Source organism: Microbacterium esteraromaticum, from assembly GCF_014084045.1.
GTDB lineage: Bacteria > Actinomycetota > Actinomycetes > Actinomycetales > Microbacteriaceae > Microbacterium > Microbacterium esteraromaticum_D.
On the sequence record NZ_CP043732.1, the window covers coordinates 1,982,704 to 1,998,574 of the forward strand.

The 15,871-nt window shown below is 70.6% G+C and carries 13 protein-coding genes; 7 read left to right on the forward strand and 6 right to left on the reverse strand.

What is annotated here, in order from left to right; translation table 11 throughout:
* Window positions 1–47: 47 nt before the first annotated feature.
* The 3 genes from FVO59_RS09400 to FVO59_RS09410 are packed head-to-tail and all read left to right on the forward strand — an operon-like array spanning window position 48 to window position 4,160.
* Window positions 48–1,448 carry an O-antigen ligase family protein gene (locus FVO59_RS09400; protein WP_182252399.1) on the forward strand — a complete coding sequence of 467 codons (1,401 nt, stop codon included), beginning with the start codon at window positions 48–50 and terminating at the stop codon, window positions 1,446–1,448.
* Window positions 1,418–3,016 (forward strand): tyrosine-protein kinase domain-containing protein, encoded by a 1,599-nt coding sequence (locus tag FVO59_RS09405; protein ID WP_182252400.1) that lies wholly within the window; start codon window positions 1,418–1,420, stop codon window positions 3,014–3,016. The genes FVO59_RS09400 and FVO59_RS09405 overlap by 31 nt, the downstream gene beginning before the upstream one ends.
* Window positions 3,000–4,160 carry a glycosyltransferase family 4 protein gene (locus FVO59_RS09410; protein WP_182252401.1) on the forward strand — a complete coding sequence of 387 codons (1,161 nt, stop codon included), beginning with the start codon at window positions 3,000–3,002 and terminating at the stop codon, window positions 4,158–4,160. Before FVO59_RS09405 ends, FVO59_RS09410 begins: the two co-directional genes overlap by 17 nt.
* Window positions 4,161–4,174: 14 nt before the next feature.
* On the opposite strand, the gene FVO59_RS09415 is transcribed toward FVO59_RS09410, so the two are convergent.
* The gene (locus FVO59_RS09415) at window positions 4,175–5,242 is read right to left on the reverse strand and encodes a glycosyltransferase family 4 protein (RefSeq protein ID WP_259363133.1); all 1,068 of its coding nucleotides are present in this window, start codon (window positions 5,240–5,242) and stop codon (window positions 4,175–4,177) included.
* Between the two features lie 84 nt (window positions 5,243–5,326).
* Between FVO59_RS09415 and FVO59_RS09420 the strand changes: the two genes are divergently transcribed.
* From FVO59_RS09420 to FVO59_RS09430, 3 genes are read left to right on the forward strand one after another with little or no spacing between them, the layout of a single operon-like run.
* A complete protein-coding gene (locus tag FVO59_RS09420; RefSeq protein WP_182252402.1) occupies window positions 5,327–6,298 on the forward strand; it encodes a glycosyltransferase family 2 protein in 972 nt (323 codons plus the stop codon).
* On the forward strand, window positions 6,286–7,224 hold the full coding sequence (locus FVO59_RS09425; protein WP_182252403.1) for a hypothetical protein: 939 nt from the start codon (window positions 6,286–6,288) through the stop codon (window positions 7,222–7,224). Before FVO59_RS09420 ends, FVO59_RS09425 begins: the two co-directional genes overlap by 13 nt.
* A complete protein-coding gene (locus FVO59_RS09430) occupies window positions 7,221–8,057 on the forward strand; it encodes an alpha-1,2-fucosyltransferase (RefSeq protein ID WP_182252404.1) in 837 nt (278 codons plus the stop codon). The genes FVO59_RS09425 and FVO59_RS09430 overlap by 4 nt, the downstream gene beginning before the upstream one ends.
* A 5-nt stretch (window positions 8,058–8,062) precedes the next feature.
* Here the strand turns inward: FVO59_RS09430 and FVO59_RS09435 are convergent, their stop codons facing one another.
* The gene (locus FVO59_RS09435) at window positions 8,063–9,874 is read right to left on the reverse strand and encodes an ABC transporter ATP-binding protein (RefSeq protein WP_182252405.1); all 1,812 of its coding nucleotides are present in this window, start codon (window positions 9,872–9,874) and stop codon (window positions 8,063–8,065) included.
* 141 nt (window positions 9,875–10,015) lie between these two features.
* Between FVO59_RS09435 and FVO59_RS09440 the strand changes: the two genes are divergently transcribed.
* Window positions 10,016–10,498 (forward strand): hypothetical protein, encoded by a 483-nt coding sequence (locus tag FVO59_RS09440; protein ID WP_182252406.1) that lies wholly within the window; start codon window positions 10,016–10,018, stop codon window positions 10,496–10,498.
* Between the two features lie 55 nt (window positions 10,499–10,553).
* On the opposite strand, the gene FVO59_RS09445 is transcribed toward FVO59_RS09440, so the two are convergent.
* The 4 genes from FVO59_RS09445 to FVO59_RS09460 are packed head-to-tail and all read right to left on the reverse strand — an operon-like array spanning window position 10,554 to window position 15,662.
* Window positions 10,554–11,654, reverse strand: a complete 1,101-nt coding sequence (locus FVO59_RS09445; protein WP_182252407.1) for a glycosyltransferase — start codon at window positions 11,652–11,654, stop codon at window positions 10,554–10,556.
* Entirely contained in the window at window positions 11,651–12,691 is a 1,041-nt protein-coding gene (locus FVO59_RS09450) for a glycosyltransferase (RefSeq protein WP_182252408.1), read from the reverse strand. Before FVO59_RS09450 ends, FVO59_RS09445 begins: the two co-directional genes overlap by 4 nt.
* Window positions 12,688–13,821 (reverse strand): glycosyltransferase, encoded by a 1,134-nt coding sequence (locus tag FVO59_RS09455; protein ID WP_259363536.1) that lies wholly within the window; start codon window positions 13,819–13,821, stop codon window positions 12,688–12,690. The genes FVO59_RS09450 and FVO59_RS09455 overlap by 4 nt, the downstream gene beginning before the upstream one ends.
* On the reverse strand, window positions 13,821–15,662 hold the full coding sequence (locus FVO59_RS09460; protein WP_259363537.1) for a glycosyltransferase: 1,842 nt from the start codon (window positions 15,660–15,662) through the stop codon (window positions 13,821–13,823). The genes FVO59_RS09455 and FVO59_RS09460 overlap by 1 nt, the downstream gene beginning before the upstream one ends.
* Window positions 15,663–15,871: the final 209 nt, after the last annotated feature.

Here is a 15,871-nt window from a genome sequence, read left to right on the forward strand (position 1 = left end):
GCAGGCCGGGTGCGATACTGAGATACCGCGAGGGAGAGGAGGGGGACATGGCGATCAGCCGTGCCTCGATCCGCGCCCTGCTCGCGGAGTTCTGGGCCAATCTCTGGCGTTGGATGCTGTTCGCCGTCGCCACCCTGCTCGGCGTCTACTTCCTGCTCGAGCGCGCCATGTCGGACGGCGCGACGACCGCCATCGCGCTGGCGGTGATCGTCATCGGCGTCGTGCTCACCCCTCGTCACCCGATGGTGCTCCCGCTGCTCGCCGTGCCCGGCGCGTTCGTCACGGCTCGCATCGGCCTCGGCGGCACCGACCTCACGGTATCGGACCTCGCCATCGCCCTTGGGTTCGCCACCGTCGTGCTGCTCTCGCGTCGCGACTTCAGCCCGACGATGCGCGCCATGCTGTGGCTCAACGGGGTGTACCAGTTCGCCACGCTCTTCACCGTCATCGTCAATCCCTACCCGCAGAACACTGTCGAGTGGTTCCATGCCTGGCTGCTGATCAGCGGCGCCCTCGTGCTGGGCTGGGGGATCGGCCGGGCAGGGCTGCTGCGCGCCGCGCTGCTGCTCATGGTCGGCGCGGTCGCCGTGATCGCCCTCGGCACGATCGCGACGGCTGTGGTGGTCTACGTGACCGAGGGCTTCCAGGCGATCTACCCGCGCTGGCCGTGGAGCATGCACAAGAACTTCGCGGGCTTCGCGCTCGCCACAGGCGTGCTGATCGTGTTCATCAGGCCTCCGGCCGCAGGCCTGACGAGACGCGTCACGCTGCCCGCGATGTGGCTCTTCCTCATCGCACTCGCCATCACGCAGTCGCGACAGGCCGTGATCGGCCTGATCATCGCCCTGCTGCTCTACACGCTGCGCCAGGGCGCGGGGCATCACAAGGCGCTGGTGGCGCTGCTGGCCATTCCCGGCGCGGTGCTCATCGTGCAGAGCGTGATCGAGCAGGTCGAGTCGCAGAACAGGTTCAACTCGACCTATCAGCGCCTGGAATGGTTCCGCGAGGTGTATGCACTGTGGAAGCACTCGCCGATCTTCGGACACGGACTTCGCTACTGGTACGTGCACCCCACCGCGAACTTCCAGCCGCCGCAGGCCGAGCTCGAGGTGCTCGCCTCGACGGGGCTCGTCGGGCTTGTGGCGTTCGCCGTCATGTGGATGGGCATCGCCGTGGTGATGTGGAAGTTCTGGACCGCGCATCCCGCGTTCGGCGCGCTCGCCTTCGCCGCGGTCGTCTCGCGCATCGTCGCCGCCCAGTTCGACCTGTTCTGGGTCGCGTCGCAGGTGTCGGTGCCCTTCCTCATCGCCGGGGTCTGTCTGGGCGCCCAGGTCTGGACGAGCGAGCAGCAGACGCGGGACGCTCCCGCAGCCGACGAAACTTCTAAGATCGAGGATCAGGGACAGATGGGGGCGTCATGGAACTCCGTGACTACGCGAACGCGCTGAAGCGGCACTGGCTGGGCATCGTGCTGCTCACGGTGCTGGGCCTGGGGGCCGGTTTCGGGTGGGCTGCCATGCAGACCCCGGTCTACAACGCGGACGCCAGTGGTGTCGTGACGGTCAAGCCCGTCCCAGGAGAGGAGATCACCGCCGGGGCGAACGACCTGATCACCAAGAACAAGGTCCCCACCTACCTCGAGATGGCGACCTGGCGCAACGTCGCCGAGAAGGCGGCGATCGAGCTCGGACTCGAGGTGAAGCCGGAGGACCTCGTCGCCCGCATCGCGGCCGACAATCCCGATGGCACTCCGATCATCAAGATCACCGCGGCCGCCGCGTCTCCCGAGGCCGCCCGCGATCTCGCAGAGGCATGGGTGAACGGACTCACCGCGACGATCGACGAGCGTGAGGGCGATGGCTCGCCCGGATCTGCTCCTGTCACCGTCGAGCTCGCTGAGTCGGCCGCGCTCCCGAGCGCGCCGTCTTTCCCCGACAAGCGCATGGCGCTGCTGGTCGGCGGCGTGCTCGGCCTCGGCATGGGCATCGCGTTCGCGCTGGTGCGCGCCGTGTCCGACCGCCGTGTGCGCGCCAGCGACGACGTCGAGCAGCGACTCGGCACGTCTGTCGTCGGCATCCTGCCCGCCGCCGACGAGGTGCAGGACGGCCATCGTCTGCTGACCGACGACCAGACCGGCACGAAGTCGAGCTATGCGCTGCGCGAGGCGCTGCGCGTGATCCGCACCAACCTGCAGTTCATGGACGTCGACAACCCGCCGCGCGTCATCGTGGTCAGCAGTGCGGTGCCTGGCGAGGGCAAGTCGACCGTCGCCGCGAATCTCGCAGCCACCCTCGCGGCGAACGGCGCCCCCGTCGTGCTCGTCGACGGCGACCTGCGCCGGCCGACGGTGGCGAAGACCGCCGGCGTGGATGCTCCCGCCGGCCTCACCGATGTCCTCGCCGGCCGCGCCGCACTCGCCGAGGTGCTGCAGCGCACGCCGCACGCGCACAGCCTCGCCGTGCTCACCGCGGGGACCATCCCGCCGAACCCCAGCGAGGTGCTCGGATCGGCGCGCATGAAGTCCCTGCTCGACGAGCTCGCTCAGCACGCCACCGTGATCGTCGACGCTCCGCCGCTGCTGGCGGTCACAGATGGGGCCGTGCTCGCACATCAGGCCGACGGCGTGCTACTCGTCGTGTCGGTCGGCAAGACCACGTACGACCTCGTCGAGAAGGCGCGCGACGCACTGCACAAGGTGCACGGTCGGGTGCTCGGCATCGTGCTCAATCGTGCGCCGCTGACCGGGGCGGAGTCGTCGGTCTACACCTACGAGTACACACCGGCCAAAGCACCGAAGGCGCGCACGCGGCGCGCCAGGCAGGCCGCCACGCCCGCGGGAGGGGCGGCCACGACCGCCGCCTCCGAGGCTCCGGCAGCCGACGACACGCGCACCCGCGTGAATCCCGTCGCGGCGCCGGCACCCGCGGACTCCGACGACTTCGACGAGCTGCTGCGGGGTGCGACCGTCGAGGTGCCGCCGCGCCGGTCCGCGCCGCGCAATGCCAAGAAGCAGTGACGCGAGAGCGCCCCGCCGCATCGCACTGATCACGTCGTCATTCGCCCCGCACGTGGGCGGGGTCGAGGAGCACGTCGCTCAGATCGCGCTGCAGCTGCAGTCGCGCGGCCACACCGTCGAGGTGTGGACCGTCGACCGCGGCGAGCTCCCGGATGCCCCGTTCACGGCACGCGACGGCAGCGAGATCGCGGTGCGCTACCTGCCGGCCCCGCTTCCCGCCCGCGACCTCGGAGCGCTGCTGCGCTTCGGCCTGCGCATCGTGCCGGCGTGGGCGCGATGGGTCCGGGCGCACCGTCGGTTCTCGCCCGACCTGCTGCACGTGCAGTGTTTCGGACCGAACGGCATCTACGCAGAGCTGCTGCACCGCCGGTTCCGCACTCCGATGATCGTGACCTCGCACGGCGAGACTCTCGGCGACGACCACGGCATATACGCGCGCTCCGCCCTGCTGCGCTCGTGGCTGCGACGTGCGCTCGCCGCGGCTGTGTCGGTGACAGCGCCCAGCCGGTTCGTGCTCGACGACCTGCGCGCCCATCACGGACTCGACGCATCCGGACTCGTCGTCCCCAACGGCGTCGACCTCGACGTGCGACCCGATCGGACGGCCCCGCCGAGCGTGCCCTGCCTTTACGCGGTGGGGCGTCTCGGGCGTCCCAAGGGCTTCGACCTGCTGATCGACGCATACGCGCGGTCAGAGCCGGGAATCCCCCTCGTCATCGGCGGCGACGGCCCCGAACGCGAGGCGCTGCAGCAGCGGATCGATGCGGCCGGACTCCATGACCGGGTGCGCCTGATCGGCCGGCAGACGCCGCGGCAGGTGGCGACGGGGATGGCCGCCGCCCTCGCAGTCATCGTCCCCTCGCGTGTGGAGTCGTTCGGCATCGTCGCCCTCGAGGCGTGGCGTGCCGGCACTGCGCTGGTGATGACATCGCGGGGCGGCGCGCTCGACTTCGTGCGGCACGAGCAGAACGGGCTGCTCGTCGACCCGACGGATGTCGACGCCCTGGCCGCGGCCATCACCAGGATCGTCTCCGATGACGAGCTGCGCACGCGGGTCGCCCGCGGCGGACGCGATGACGTCAGCGGATTCACCTGGTCACGAGCCGCCGACGCCTACGAGCGACTCTACGAACGCGTGTCCTGATCCGGGTCGCGGGCTCAGCCGCCCAGGCGCTGCCACACGCGGGCATGGCCCTGGGCGCTGCGCTCCCAGGTGAACTGCGCCGCATGGGCGCGGGCGCCGCGGACCATCTCCGCCACCGCCACGGCGTCCGCAGTCACCTCGATGAGACCCGCGGCGATGGACGCGCCATCCGTGCCGACCATGATCGAGTGACCCGCCGCGACCTCGGTGAGGCTGCTCGTCTCGGCGACGACCGTCGGAACGTTCGCGGCCATCGCCTCGAGCACGGGCAGCCCGAAGCCCTCGACCAGCGACGGCACGACCACGACGCCTGCTCCGGCGACCAGCGACGGCATCAGCTCGTCGGGCACCCGACCCAGCATCCGCACGCCGGGCATGCCGTCGAAGAGGGCGGTCCGCCGGGGGTGCGGGGGTCCGGCCAACGCGAGCGTGAGGCTCGGACGCTCGCGGTGCACCGAGGGCCACGCCCGCGCCAGTCCCTCGAGGTTCTTCCGCGCCGCGGCGCCACCGGCGTGCAGGACGTACGGACCGTCGAGCCCGAGGCCCTCCCGCGTCACCGCGTCGAGGGCAGGTGCATCGAGGTACCGAGGATCGACGCCGTTGTGCACCACGACAGGGTCGCGCACGCCGAGCAGATCCACGGCTTCTTGGGCGGTGAACTGCGAGACGCAGATCACCGCCTCTGCGCTCCGCAGCTCCTCCGCCGCGGCCGGCACCGGGGCGGACTCGTCGGGAAAGCGCCATGACACGACGTCGTGCAGCGTCACGACATCATGTCGGCCCGGTGGCAGCTCCAGCGCCATCCGGTGCGTCAGCGTATCGCCGGCGAACAGAGCGGCACCCAGCATCCGGCGGATGGATGCCGGTGCTTTCGCCACCCTGGTGAGCGGCAGCCGCCGCTGGCCCGGCAGTGACGAGCGCAACGACCTGGTCGCCACCTCACGCACGGTCCACGGCGACGTCGACGCCGTGCCCAGGGCGCCTGCCGCACGATCCGCGATCTGACGGACGTATGCCTGCGCGCCCATCGGGTTGTCGGTCGCGATGGTCGCGATGCTCAGCCGATGCATCCGGATGCCCACATCGAGTCTCTCCTGTCGCCGTGGTATCAGTATCGTTGACACGGGGAGATGGGCGAGCCGCAGCTCACCCGAGTGGGGAGATTCATGGCCGAGCGCAGCGCACTGGTCGTCGTGGCGACGTATCGTCGACCCGAGCACGTCCGCACGTGCCTCGAGCACCTCGCCGCGCAGACCGTCGCACCGGCGCGAGTCGTCGTGGTGGACGCATCGCCCGACACCCTCACCCGCGATGTCGTCTCCGATTTCCCCGATGTGCACTACCGTCGCAACGACCTCGGCGTCGGCCTGCTCGCCACCTCGCGCGCCATCGGCGTGCAGGGCGCCGATGAAGACGTCATCGCCTTCATCGACGACGACGCGTACGCCGAGCCGCAGTGGCTCGCGGAGATCCTCGCCGCGTACGACGATCCTGCTGTGGGGGCGGTGGGCGGACGCGCCGACAACGATCGTCCCGGCGAGGAGCTCGAGGGCTGGGACCGGATCGGGCGGCTGCTGCCGGACGGGACTCTCACCGGGAACTTCGGCGCAGACCCGGGGCGCATCGTCGAGACCGATCACATGCTGGGCGCCAACATGACCGTGCGCACCGAGGCACTGCGCAGCATCGGGGGCATCCACGATCATTACCCCGGCACGTGCCTGCGTGAGGACTCCGACCTGGCTCTGCGTGTGAAGACCGCCGGCTGGCGGGTGGTGTTCGCTCCCCGCGCCGCCGTGCTGCACGTCGCGGGGGAGTACGCCAAAGGCAAGCGCTTCGACCTCCGCTACCGCTTCTACGGCGCCCGCAACCACATCCTGCTGCTCACCACCGTGCTCGGGTGGGGGGATCCGCATCTCATCCGCCACCTCGGCCGGATCGTCTCGGGGATGGCGACCGAGATCGCCTCCGGCATCGCCGCCGTCGCGCGCAAACCAGGTCTCGTCGCGAAGGCGCGCAGCGTCGGGGGCGGCGTCGCGCGCGCGGGCGCCGATCTGGTCGGCACCCTCGCAGGACTCTCGGCGTCCATCCGCCCCGTCGACCGCGCGGCCGAGGCATCCAGGGAATGGCGACGGTGACCACGCCGCTGCGACTGCACGCCTACGTGCTCGTCGCCGATCCGAGCTACCTGCGCGAGAGCCTCAGCGCCTATTACCCGCACGTCGATCGGATCGTGCTCTCGTACGACCGCACCGCGACCTCGTGGACAGGCACCCCGCTGCCCGTCGAGCAGTGCCTGCGCATCATCGACGAGATCGACGTCGACGGGAAGTGCGTGCGCGCCCCCGGAGACTTCGCCCGCCTCGACCACGAGCCGCTCGAGAACGACACCTTCCAGCGTCAGGCGGCCCTCGACGCGGCCTCGGCCGGCGCGGACTGGGTGATCCAGCTCGACACCGACGAGGTCATGGTCGACCCGCAGGCCTTCATCGCGATGATCGAGCGGGCGGATGCCGAGGGCGCCACCGGGCTCGACTATCCGGCGCGATGGCTCTACACCCGCACGGGCCGCGGGCGATATCTCGAGGTCACGACGCGGTTCTGGGGCGATGCGTCGTCGTACCCCGGCCCGCTCGCCGTGCGCGCGGGCACGGCCCTTCGCCACGCCAGGCAGATCGACGGTCGACTGTTCCGCGTCGATCTCGCGGCGCGCAACACCGACCCCTGGCATCCCGCAGACGCGCCCGTGCACGCGGTGATCCCGCGTGACAGCGCGGTGCTTCATTTCTCGTGGGTGCGCCACCCAGACGTCATCAGGCGCAAGTTCGGCTGGTCGGGGCACACCAGGTTCATGCGCCCGCCGATCGTGCTCCGGCGCTGGCTGTGGCGCACCAGGCATCCGCTGCTCACCGTCGTCACCTCGCCGCTTCGACGAAAGGACGACGGCCGCTACCGCCTGGCTCGCATCCCCGAGCCGCCGGGCGGCGAGCCGATCGCCGTCGACGTGCCGCACACGGTCGACGCCTCCGGCGCCGTCGATGCTCGGGACCCGGAGCAGCTGTGAGCGTCCTGCGCCCGGCCAAGCGCGCCGCCAGGCGTGCGGTCGACGCGACGACGAGGCAGGCGGGTGCCGCCGTCGACCTGCTGCGGCTGGGCGACCGCACCGTGCTGCGCACGCCGCCGGCCGGGATGCGGCTGGGCAACTTCCTGTATCTGTGGCTGCACGCCCACGGCCGATCGACACCGGAGCGCCCGGTGCGCGTGCTCGAATCGCGCGGCATGGCGCAGTGGTGGCAGATCTTCCCGCGACTGCGCGATCTCAGCGTCACCCGTGACGAGCTGCGCTTCAGCGACCGGCGCGAATGGGAACCCGAGTGGCTGTACCAGCGGTTCGGGATCGACTTCACCCGCCCGCAGCTGCATGCCTTCATCGACGATGCGCTGATCCCCGCTCTCGCGCCGGGTCCATCGGACGGACGGCTGGTGATCAACGTGCGCCGAGGCGACTTCTACGCCACCGAGTTCGAGGCCAAGCACGGCTTCGATGTGGTCGGCTACGTGACCGCCGCCGTCGCTCACTTCGACGGGGCGCGGAGCGCGCTCGTCGTCTCCGACGACGCGGACTGGTGCCGCACGCACCTCGGCGATCTGCTCATCGACCGGATCGGGGACATCGAGTACGCGGCACCCGACCCGCTGGCCAACCTTCGCGCCATCGCGAGCGCCCAGCGGCTCATTGGAGCGAACTCGACCTTCTCGTACTGGGGCGCGTACATCGCCGACCGGACGCATGAGCACGCTCAGATCGTGATGCCGCGGTTCCTCGCTCGGATGGCGCACGGGCACGACGCTCATCAGCTCGACCCGTCGTGGACCGCGCTGGACGGGTTCGCCTGAGGCAGTCAGTCCAGACTGCCCAGTTCGACCAGACGGGCGAACTCCGGGTTCGCGGCGCGCACCTCGTCGAAGGTCCCCCGGGTGGCGATCCGCCCCGCCTCGAGGAAGATCAGCGAATCGGCGTTGCGCACCGTCGAGAGGCGGTGGGCGACGATGATCACCGTCATCGAGCCGCGCAGCCGGTCGAGCGTGGCTGCGATCTCGTGCTCGGTCGCGTTGTCGAGAGCACTGGTCGCCTCGTCGAGCACGAGGAAGCGAGGGCGGCGGTAGAGCGCCCTGGCCAGGCCGATGCGCTGCCGCTGCCCGCCCGACAGGCGCACGCCGCGGTCGCCGACCATCGTCTCGAGTCCGTCCGGCAGCTCCGCGATCAGGTCGTCGAGCTGTGCGATCGACGCGACCTCGACGATGCGCTCGCGGTCGAACCCATCGGGGGTCAGGCCGTACGCGATGTTCGCCGCGATGGTGTCGTCGACGAGGAAGACGTCCTGTGGCACGACGCCGAGGCCCGCGTACCAGGTCGCGAGATCGCTGTCGATGCTGCGCCCGCCGCAGCTGATGGTTCCGGCGTTGGGCTTGAGCAGGCCGAGGATCAGATCGAGGAGCGTGCTCTTGCCGGCGCCGCTGGATCCGACGAACGCGGTCGTCGCGTTGGCGGGGATGCGCAGCGAGAGGTTCTCGAGCACAGGCACGTCGGCATCGGCGTACTGCATCGTCACACCGTCGAGCTCGATGTCTCCCGCGAACGGCTCTGCGGCTGCGGGACTGTCGTCGTGCATGCCCTCGGTGTCGAGCTCGTCGAGCGCCTCGACGAAGATCTTCAGACCCGCCTGCCCGGCCCGTACGGTGGCGAGGTTGGCGGTGACGCGGTTGAGCGTGGGGAGTGCGCGCATGGATGCCGCGGCGAACAGCCCCAGCACCGGGATGACCTGCGCGCCCTGCCCGAGGGCGAACAGCAGCACGGCGATACCCACGATGGCCAGGATGAAGCTGACCTCGAGCAGGTAGCGGGGGATGTCGGCGAACAGGCCCATCAGGCGGGACTGGTGCGCGGCGTCGAGCTTGGCTCGGCGATAGCCGGCGATGAACCGTTCGGAGCTTCCGGTCAGCCGCGTCTCGCGGAAGCCGTCGAGACCGGGCATGAGCGACTGCCAGCCGAGCAGGCCGGCGGCGGCGAGGTTCTCGCCGATCGCGATCTGGCGTCTGCGCAGCAGATGCTGCACGCCGAACACGAGAAGGCCGAAGAGTGCGACGGCGAAGAGGGTCACCAGCGGGGAGCTGAGCATCAGCACGGCGACGATCGCCACGAGCACCAGCACATCCGTGCACAGCGTGAGGCCGGCGAGCAGCACACTCGCGGACTGCGTCGTCGCGTCGCCGATGTTGCGGTAGATCTCGCTGAGGCTGCGTCGGCGATGGCGGTCGTAGGGCGCCAGCACGTATCGTCGCATCAGCTCGACGGATGCCTGCGCCGACACCTTCGTCGTGCGGCCGAGCAGCCACCAGCGGAACAGCACGGAGCCGACGCTCTTGAGCAGGAAGGCGAGCACCACGATCCCCGCCACGACCGGGATCAGCACCGTGAGGTCTTCGGTGCCGAGCTGGTCGGCCACGACTCGGTTGAATCCGTCCGGCGGGCCCGGCACGGTGACCAGCTGCATCAGCGGCACCATGGCGGCGACGCCGAGCATGTCGAGGGCGGCCAGGGCGACCGATGCGATGACCGTTCCCGTCACCCAGTGCGATGGCTTCGCGCCCGTCGCGCGCAGCACCATCATCATCTGCGCGATGACACCGGGGGCGGTGCGCGCCTCACTCATCCGCAGTCCTTGTCATCGATATCCACACGGGGTGTCGGTGGACCTGCGAATACGCTAGCATTGTCGCGGCGGCGTGGATGGAGTCGTCGTTTCACACACTTATCGCTCTGGGGACTGAGCGAATCGACTGGGGGCATCTCAATGTCTGAGAATGAGCAGACGGGCATCAGCCGTCGCACCGTGACCAAGGCCATGGCATGGGCGGTTCCCGCCGTGGCCGTCGCCTCGACCGTGCCGTTCGCGGCCGCATCGTACGTTCCGGTCGAGCTGACCGGTATCGCGTGCAAGGAGCCGGGCAACCCGAAGTACTACCGCTTCCAGGTCGTCATCACCAACGACAACCCGTACCCGGTGACCGTGGAGTTCGACCAGCTCGACATCGAAGGCGTGAAGCGCGATGTCGACCCGACGTCGACGACCGTGCCGCCGAACACCAAGCGCACGATCACCATCCGCGCTGGCCTCTACGGCGACAGCGCCAACGGCACCGCGACGCTGTACTACACGATCGACGGAGTGCAGAGCACCGCGGCGACCGGCTTCAACGACCTGCCTCCGACCACCGGTGGCGGCGCAGGCTGCACGCTGCAGACCTTCCCGTTCCAGAGCGACGTCGCCATCTGATCGACGACTTCTCAGAAGAGGCTCGCACCCTACGGTGCGAGCCTCTTCTGTGTCATCACCTCAGGCCGTCGAGCACCGAGCGCAGTCGCGTCACGCGTGCGCTCCAGTCATCGCCGCGACCGCTCGCGCCATGGGGGAACGGCTTCGACGAGCGCATGGCATCGGTCACGGCTGCGGCGAACCCGTCGCTGTCGACCACGACGGTTGACGGGTCGTCGCGGAACCCGGCGACAGCCGTCGAGACGACCGGCCGGCCCACCGCGCGATACTCATAGAGCTTGAGCGGGTCGAGGCTCTCGGTGAAGGGCGTCACCACGTGCGGCACGACCAGGGCATCCGCATGCTGCAGGTATGCGGGGACCTCGTCGCGGCTCTTCGCGCCGACCATCATCACGCCGCCGGCACGCAGCGCCACCGAGTCAGGCGCCGGCAGAGCATCGGGCCCGACCAGCACGAGCGTGCCCTCAGCGCCCAGCGCCGCAGCGGTGCGCAGGCAGAGCTCGACGTCGAGCCGATCGCGGTGCAGAGTGCCGGCGTACACGGCAGCGCGACCGATGGGAAGGTCAGCGGGGCGGGTCGTCGGCATCCGGTAGCGCGCGAGGTCGACGGCGTTCTGCACGAGCACGATGTCGTCGCGCTGGTCGCTCTTGCGTCGCACCAGCTCGGGGGAGCACGCGACCACAGCGGCTGCGTTGCGCATCAGCCACTGCTCGCCCTCGCGGATGCGGGCGCGCTCAGCCTCCGGACGCTCGGCCGCCAGCCAGTCATCCGTGATGTCGTACAGCGACGTCCATCCTGAGAGGCGGGCCACGACGGCCGCACCCGGATCGTTCACCCAGATGATCGGCGAGGTCATCCCGAGCTTCGCCGCCGCGGCGACCACGGCCCGTGCACGCCGCTCATCGGCTCGCCCGTCGAGTCGTCGCGGCAGCACCTTCAGCGGACGCAGCGTCCACAGTCGGTCGGTGACCCGGCGCACCCCATGACCGAACTCGGGCACGCGCCCACGGCGCAGGGCGTGAAGCGGATCGTCCGGGGGCTCGACGAACAGCACTCGCAGGGTCGAGTCCTGCGCGAGCAGACCCGCGATCAGGTACTGGTTGCGACGCCAGACGTCGTCCCAGGGCTCGAGCGACTGCACCACCAGGTCGGTCATCGCGCCCTCCGCCGTTCGATCGCGCGTCGATACACGAGCTCTGTGGCACCGGCCTGACCTCGCAGGGTGAACCGCTCTCGCTGGCGTCGCCGCTGCGCCTGGGCGAGCGCAGCCCGGCGCGGAGCGTCGGCGGCCAGGGTGCGCAGCAGCGCCGCGGCACCCTGCTCGTCTCCGGGCGCAAACAGCGCGGCACCGTCGAGATCCCGCAGCATCTCGGCATGCCCTCCGGCATCCGTCGCGACCACGGGCAGACCGGATGCCATCGACTCGACCACCGTCAATCCGAAGTGCTCGAACGGCGAGGTGGCGAGCAGCATCCCCGCCGCCTGCATAAGGTGAGGAAGGTCGTCCCGGAACCCGAGGAAGCGGACGTGGTCTGCGAGCCCCCGCTCTTCGACGAGTCGACGCAGGTGCTGCTCGTCGGGGCCGCTTCCCGCGATGTCCAGACGCCAGCCGTCTGCCGCGATCCCCGATGCGGCGAAGGCGCGGATGCCGTCTGCCGTGCTCTTCTCTGGCTGCAGCCGCTGCGCCATCAGCACCGATCTCGCGCGGATCAGGCCTGCGTCGTCGACCGGATCGACGCCGGGATGCACGACGGTCGACGCCACGCGGATCGACTCCGCCACCGCATCGCTGATCGCGATCTCGGCATCCAGCATCCGCTCGGCGAGGCGGTAGGCCGCACCGGGGCCCGTCGACCCGCGCCGGAGCGCGAAGTGACGTGTCGAGACGAGAGCCGGGCTCGGGCGGGTGACGAGGCTCGCGGCGATGGCGGCCAGGTCAGCGGAGGTCATGTGCGCATTGACGACGTCGACGTCCGCCGAGCGGATGGCGGTGAGCGCCTGACCGAAGCTCGCCGAGGGCGCGAACGGCACGCCGGCCTCGCGAAGCGGCCCGGCCATCATCGCGGGGTCGCCGCCGGCGACGAGGACATCGTGGCCGTCCGCGGCCTGGATCGTCGCGAGCCGGCGGATGAACTGCTCGACGCCTGCGAAGCGGTCGGAGGTCGTCACGTGCAGGATGCGCAGGCGTCTCATCGGGCAGCCTCCGGCGCGCGCTGCTGCGTGACCTCGCGCAGCAGCGCGAGGTACCTTTCGGCTGCTGCCCGCCAGGTGAGGTGCTCCACGCTCGACCGGCATGCCGAGCGCCAGTCGTCGACATCGGTCGCGGCGACGCGCTCGAGCAGCTCGCCGATCGCGGCAGGATCGCGGTCGACGAGGTGGCCGTTCACGCCGTCGACGATGACGTCGGGCGCGCAGCCGGTGGGCGTCGCTATGACGGGGACGCCGCTGGCCAGCGCCTCGGTGATCACCAGGCCGTACGACTCGTACGAGCTCGGGAAGACGAACATGTCGGCAGCCGAGAAGTACCGCGGCAGATCGCTCTGCGGCCCGACGAACAGCACCCGGGCGGCGACCCCGGCACGACCTGCTCGACGCCGCATGCGCTCGATCGCCGCGCTGTCGCCGCCCACGACCAGCAGCAGGACCGTCGGCGCGTGGACGAGCGCATCGATCGCCTCGGCGACGCCTTTGCGCTCGAGCTCGTGTCCGATGAACAGAGCCACCCGATGCTCTGCGTCCAGACCGAGGGCAGCACGTGCGGCGGTCCGCTGCGCTTCATCCGGCGGCCCGAACCTGTCGAGATCGACGCCGTGCGGGATGACGGTGACAGGAGCCGCGAGGCGGCCGTACACGCGGGTGAGCTCGTCGACCTCGCGATCGGTGAGGGCCACGATCGCGCGGTGCGAGTGACCGCGATAGCGGATGCGGTCGCGGACGAACGTGAACGTGTGCAGCGGATTGCGCGCCATGCGCCACACGGCGTCGCCTCGAGCGCGCATCGACGAGAACACGATGCCATGGTTGACGTACACATCGCCGGTCATCACCGCGTTGTGACAGATCGAGACGGCACCAGGGCGGTCGGCGAGGAAGCGTCTCGCCTTGCGCGTGCCCGCGAGCGAGAAGTCGACCGCGTACCAGACCCGGGAGAGCCGGTGCAGCAGCAGCGAACGGAACCGCCTGCGGCTGTGACCGCGCGCGGTGTCGGCGGTGAAGTTCTCGACCCGGTGCCCCAGCCGTTCGAACTCGAGCGCCAGCCGCTGCGCTGTGCCGCCGACGCCTGAGCCCGAGCCGATGGTGGGAACGATCTGCACGATGTGCATCACGCCACCGCCGACTCGGCCGCCGGCGCCGTCTCGCGGAACCGCTTCTCGATCCGCACCGGGCCGAGCCGGTAGAGGGCCGCCCGCCGTCGTGCCTGAGCGCCGCGCTCGCCGCGCAGCGCGACCGAGCGCATCGTCGCGCCCAGCCATCCCGCCGTGCGCGCCGAAGCCCAGCCGATCGCGCCATGGTGCTTGCGGAAGTAGCGCTCCTGAGACGCGAAGAACAGGGCCTCGCGCCGACGGGGGTCGCTGCTGGTGCCTGCACCGACATGCAGGGCCTCGATGTCCTCCGCGACGCCGTGCCGCCACCCCATCAGGTGGGCGCGGTACGCCCAGTCGGTCTCCTCGGCATAGAGGAAGAAGCGCTCGTCGAACGCGCCGACGTGCTCGAGGGCTTCGGAGCGCAGCAGCAGCACCGAGCCGATCACGAAGCCGCCGCCGCGGCGCAGTCGGCCGGCGCCGACCGCATCGAGCCACGCCCCCGCCGGCGAGGGGAACGGCCAGCGCACCCTCGCCTGGCGCCCGGTCTCGTCGGCCTGTCGCGGACCGACGCTCGCCAGGCTCGGGTCGGCCCGCAGCGCGCGGTGCAGGCGGTGGGCGTCGAACTCGCTGATCACGGCATCCGGGTTCAGCAGCAGCACGTCGGCGCCCGGCGCGAGCCGGTCGGCGAGCACCCGGTTGACGGCCGGCCCGAAACCGAGGTTGCCGCCGGCGTCGAGATATCGGACCCCGAGCTCCGCGCAGAGGTCGCGGATCTCCTGCAGCGAGGAGTTGTCGATCACCGTGACCGGAAGCCCGGCGACCGGCTCGAGGGAGCGGCGCAGCAGCTCGGGCGACCCGTAGGCGACGACGACGACCTCGAGCCGGTGCGGAGCGGTTGAGACCGCGCGAGTCGTCGCCCGGTACAGGTCGCGGAGGCGATCGGCGACCGCCTCCCACGAGCACTCCCGCGCACGGGCGAATCCCGCGGTGCGCAGGGCCGAGTGCTCGGGACCGGATGCCCGAACCAGTGCTTCGGAGAGCGCCGCCGCGTCTCCACGGGGCACGATGAGCCCGGCGCCGCCGACCACCTCGGGCAGCGCGCCCGCATCGCTCGAGACGACCGGCACACCCGCGGCCATGGCCTCTACGGCGACCCTGCCGAACTGCTCGGTCCACGCCGGCGTCGGCACCGTCGGCACGGCGAGCACATCGATGGAGGCGTAGAACTCGGGCATCCGCGCTGGCGCGACGGCCCCGACGAGCTCGACGCGGTCGGCGATGCCGAGAACCCTGCTCCGTTCGCCGATCTCGCCCGCGAGCGGGCCGTCGCCGGCGAGTCGCGCGTGCAGCCTCGGCTGAGCGGCGACCGCGCGCAGAAGCACCTGCAGGCCCTTCTCCTCGACGAGCCGGCCGACGAACCCGACGACGATCGGCTCGTCGTCGGCCACGGCGGGGCGACCGGCATCATCAGGCATCCTCTCGGTCTCGACGCCGAGCGGGACGAGCTGCGGACGGCCGGAGAACCCCTTGTCGACGCAGATCGCGCCCGCCTCGCTGTTGCAGACCGAGAGTCCGGACGCCGCCCGAAGCGCCATCCGCTCGAACCAGCGGAACGGCACCGGGTAGCGCTTGCGGATGTTCTGCGCGGAGTACAGCACGAACGGCGCGGTCTGCCGGCGCAGCCAGCGCAGCAGCAGCACCTCTGCCGTCGCCAGCGCGAAGGGCTCCTCGTGGATGTCGATCACATCCCACTGCTCGCCGAGCGCTTGCCACAGCGGTCCGGGGGAGTAGAGGAACAGCGCAGGATGCCTGCCCAGCGTCGACGCCGGGCGCACCCACGGCTCGGCGTCGTCGAGCATCACCTCCGCGCCGCCCGCATGCCAGCGCCGAGCCGTGATGAGCTCGATCTGCTCACCTCGTCCCCGCAGTGCCCTTTCCCGTGCACGCCACGGCCCCACCGTCGCGCTGTGGGAAATTCTCAGTACACGCAACCCGACTCCCCTGTAGGCTATGACAACAATAGACCGCAGGCACTACTCCCTGGTGCCTGAGGTGACACTTGGCGGAC

Coding starts and splice junctions, on each gene's coding strand:
- FVO59_RS09400 (WP_182252399.1), top strand. CDS start 48: ATGGCGATCAGCCGTGCCTCGATCCGCGCCCTGCTCGCGGAGTTCTGG.
- FVO59_RS09405 (WP_182252400.1), top strand. CDS start 1,418: ATGGAACTCCGTGACTACGCGAACGCGCTGAAGCGGCACTGGCTGGGC.
- FVO59_RS09410 (WP_182252401.1), top strand. CDS start 3,000: ATGCCAAGAAGCAGTGACGCGAGAGCGCCCCGCCGCATCGCACTGATC.
- FVO59_RS09420 (WP_182252402.1), top strand. CDS start 5,327: ATGGCCGAGCGCAGCGCACTGGTCGTCGTGGCGACGTATCGTCGACCC.
- FVO59_RS09425 (WP_182252403.1), top strand. CDS start 6,286: ATGGCGACGGTGACCACGCCGCTGCGACTGCACGCCTACGTGCTCGTC.
- FVO59_RS09435 (WP_182252405.1), bottom strand. CDS start 9,874: ATGAGTGAGGCGCGCACCGCCCCCGGTGTCATCGCGCAGATGATGATG.
- FVO59_RS09440 (WP_182252406.1), top strand. CDS start 10,016: ATGTCTGAGAATGAGCAGACGGGCATCAGCCGTCGCACCGTGACCAAG.
- FVO59_RS09445 (WP_182252407.1), bottom strand. CDS start 11,654: ATGACCGACCTGGTGGTGCAGTCGCTCGAGCCCTGGGACGACGTCTGG.
- FVO59_RS09450 (WP_182252408.1), bottom strand. CDS start 12,691: ATGAGACGCCTGCGCATCCTGCACGTGACGACCTCCGACCGCTTCGCA.
- FVO59_RS09455 (WP_259363536.1), bottom strand. CDS start 13,821: ATGCACATCGTGCAGATCGTTCCCACCATCGGCTCGGGCTCAGGCGTC.
- FVO59_RS09460 (WP_259363537.1), bottom strand. CDS start 15,662: ATGCTCGACGACGCCGAGCCGTGGGTGCGCCCGGCGTCGACGCTGGGC.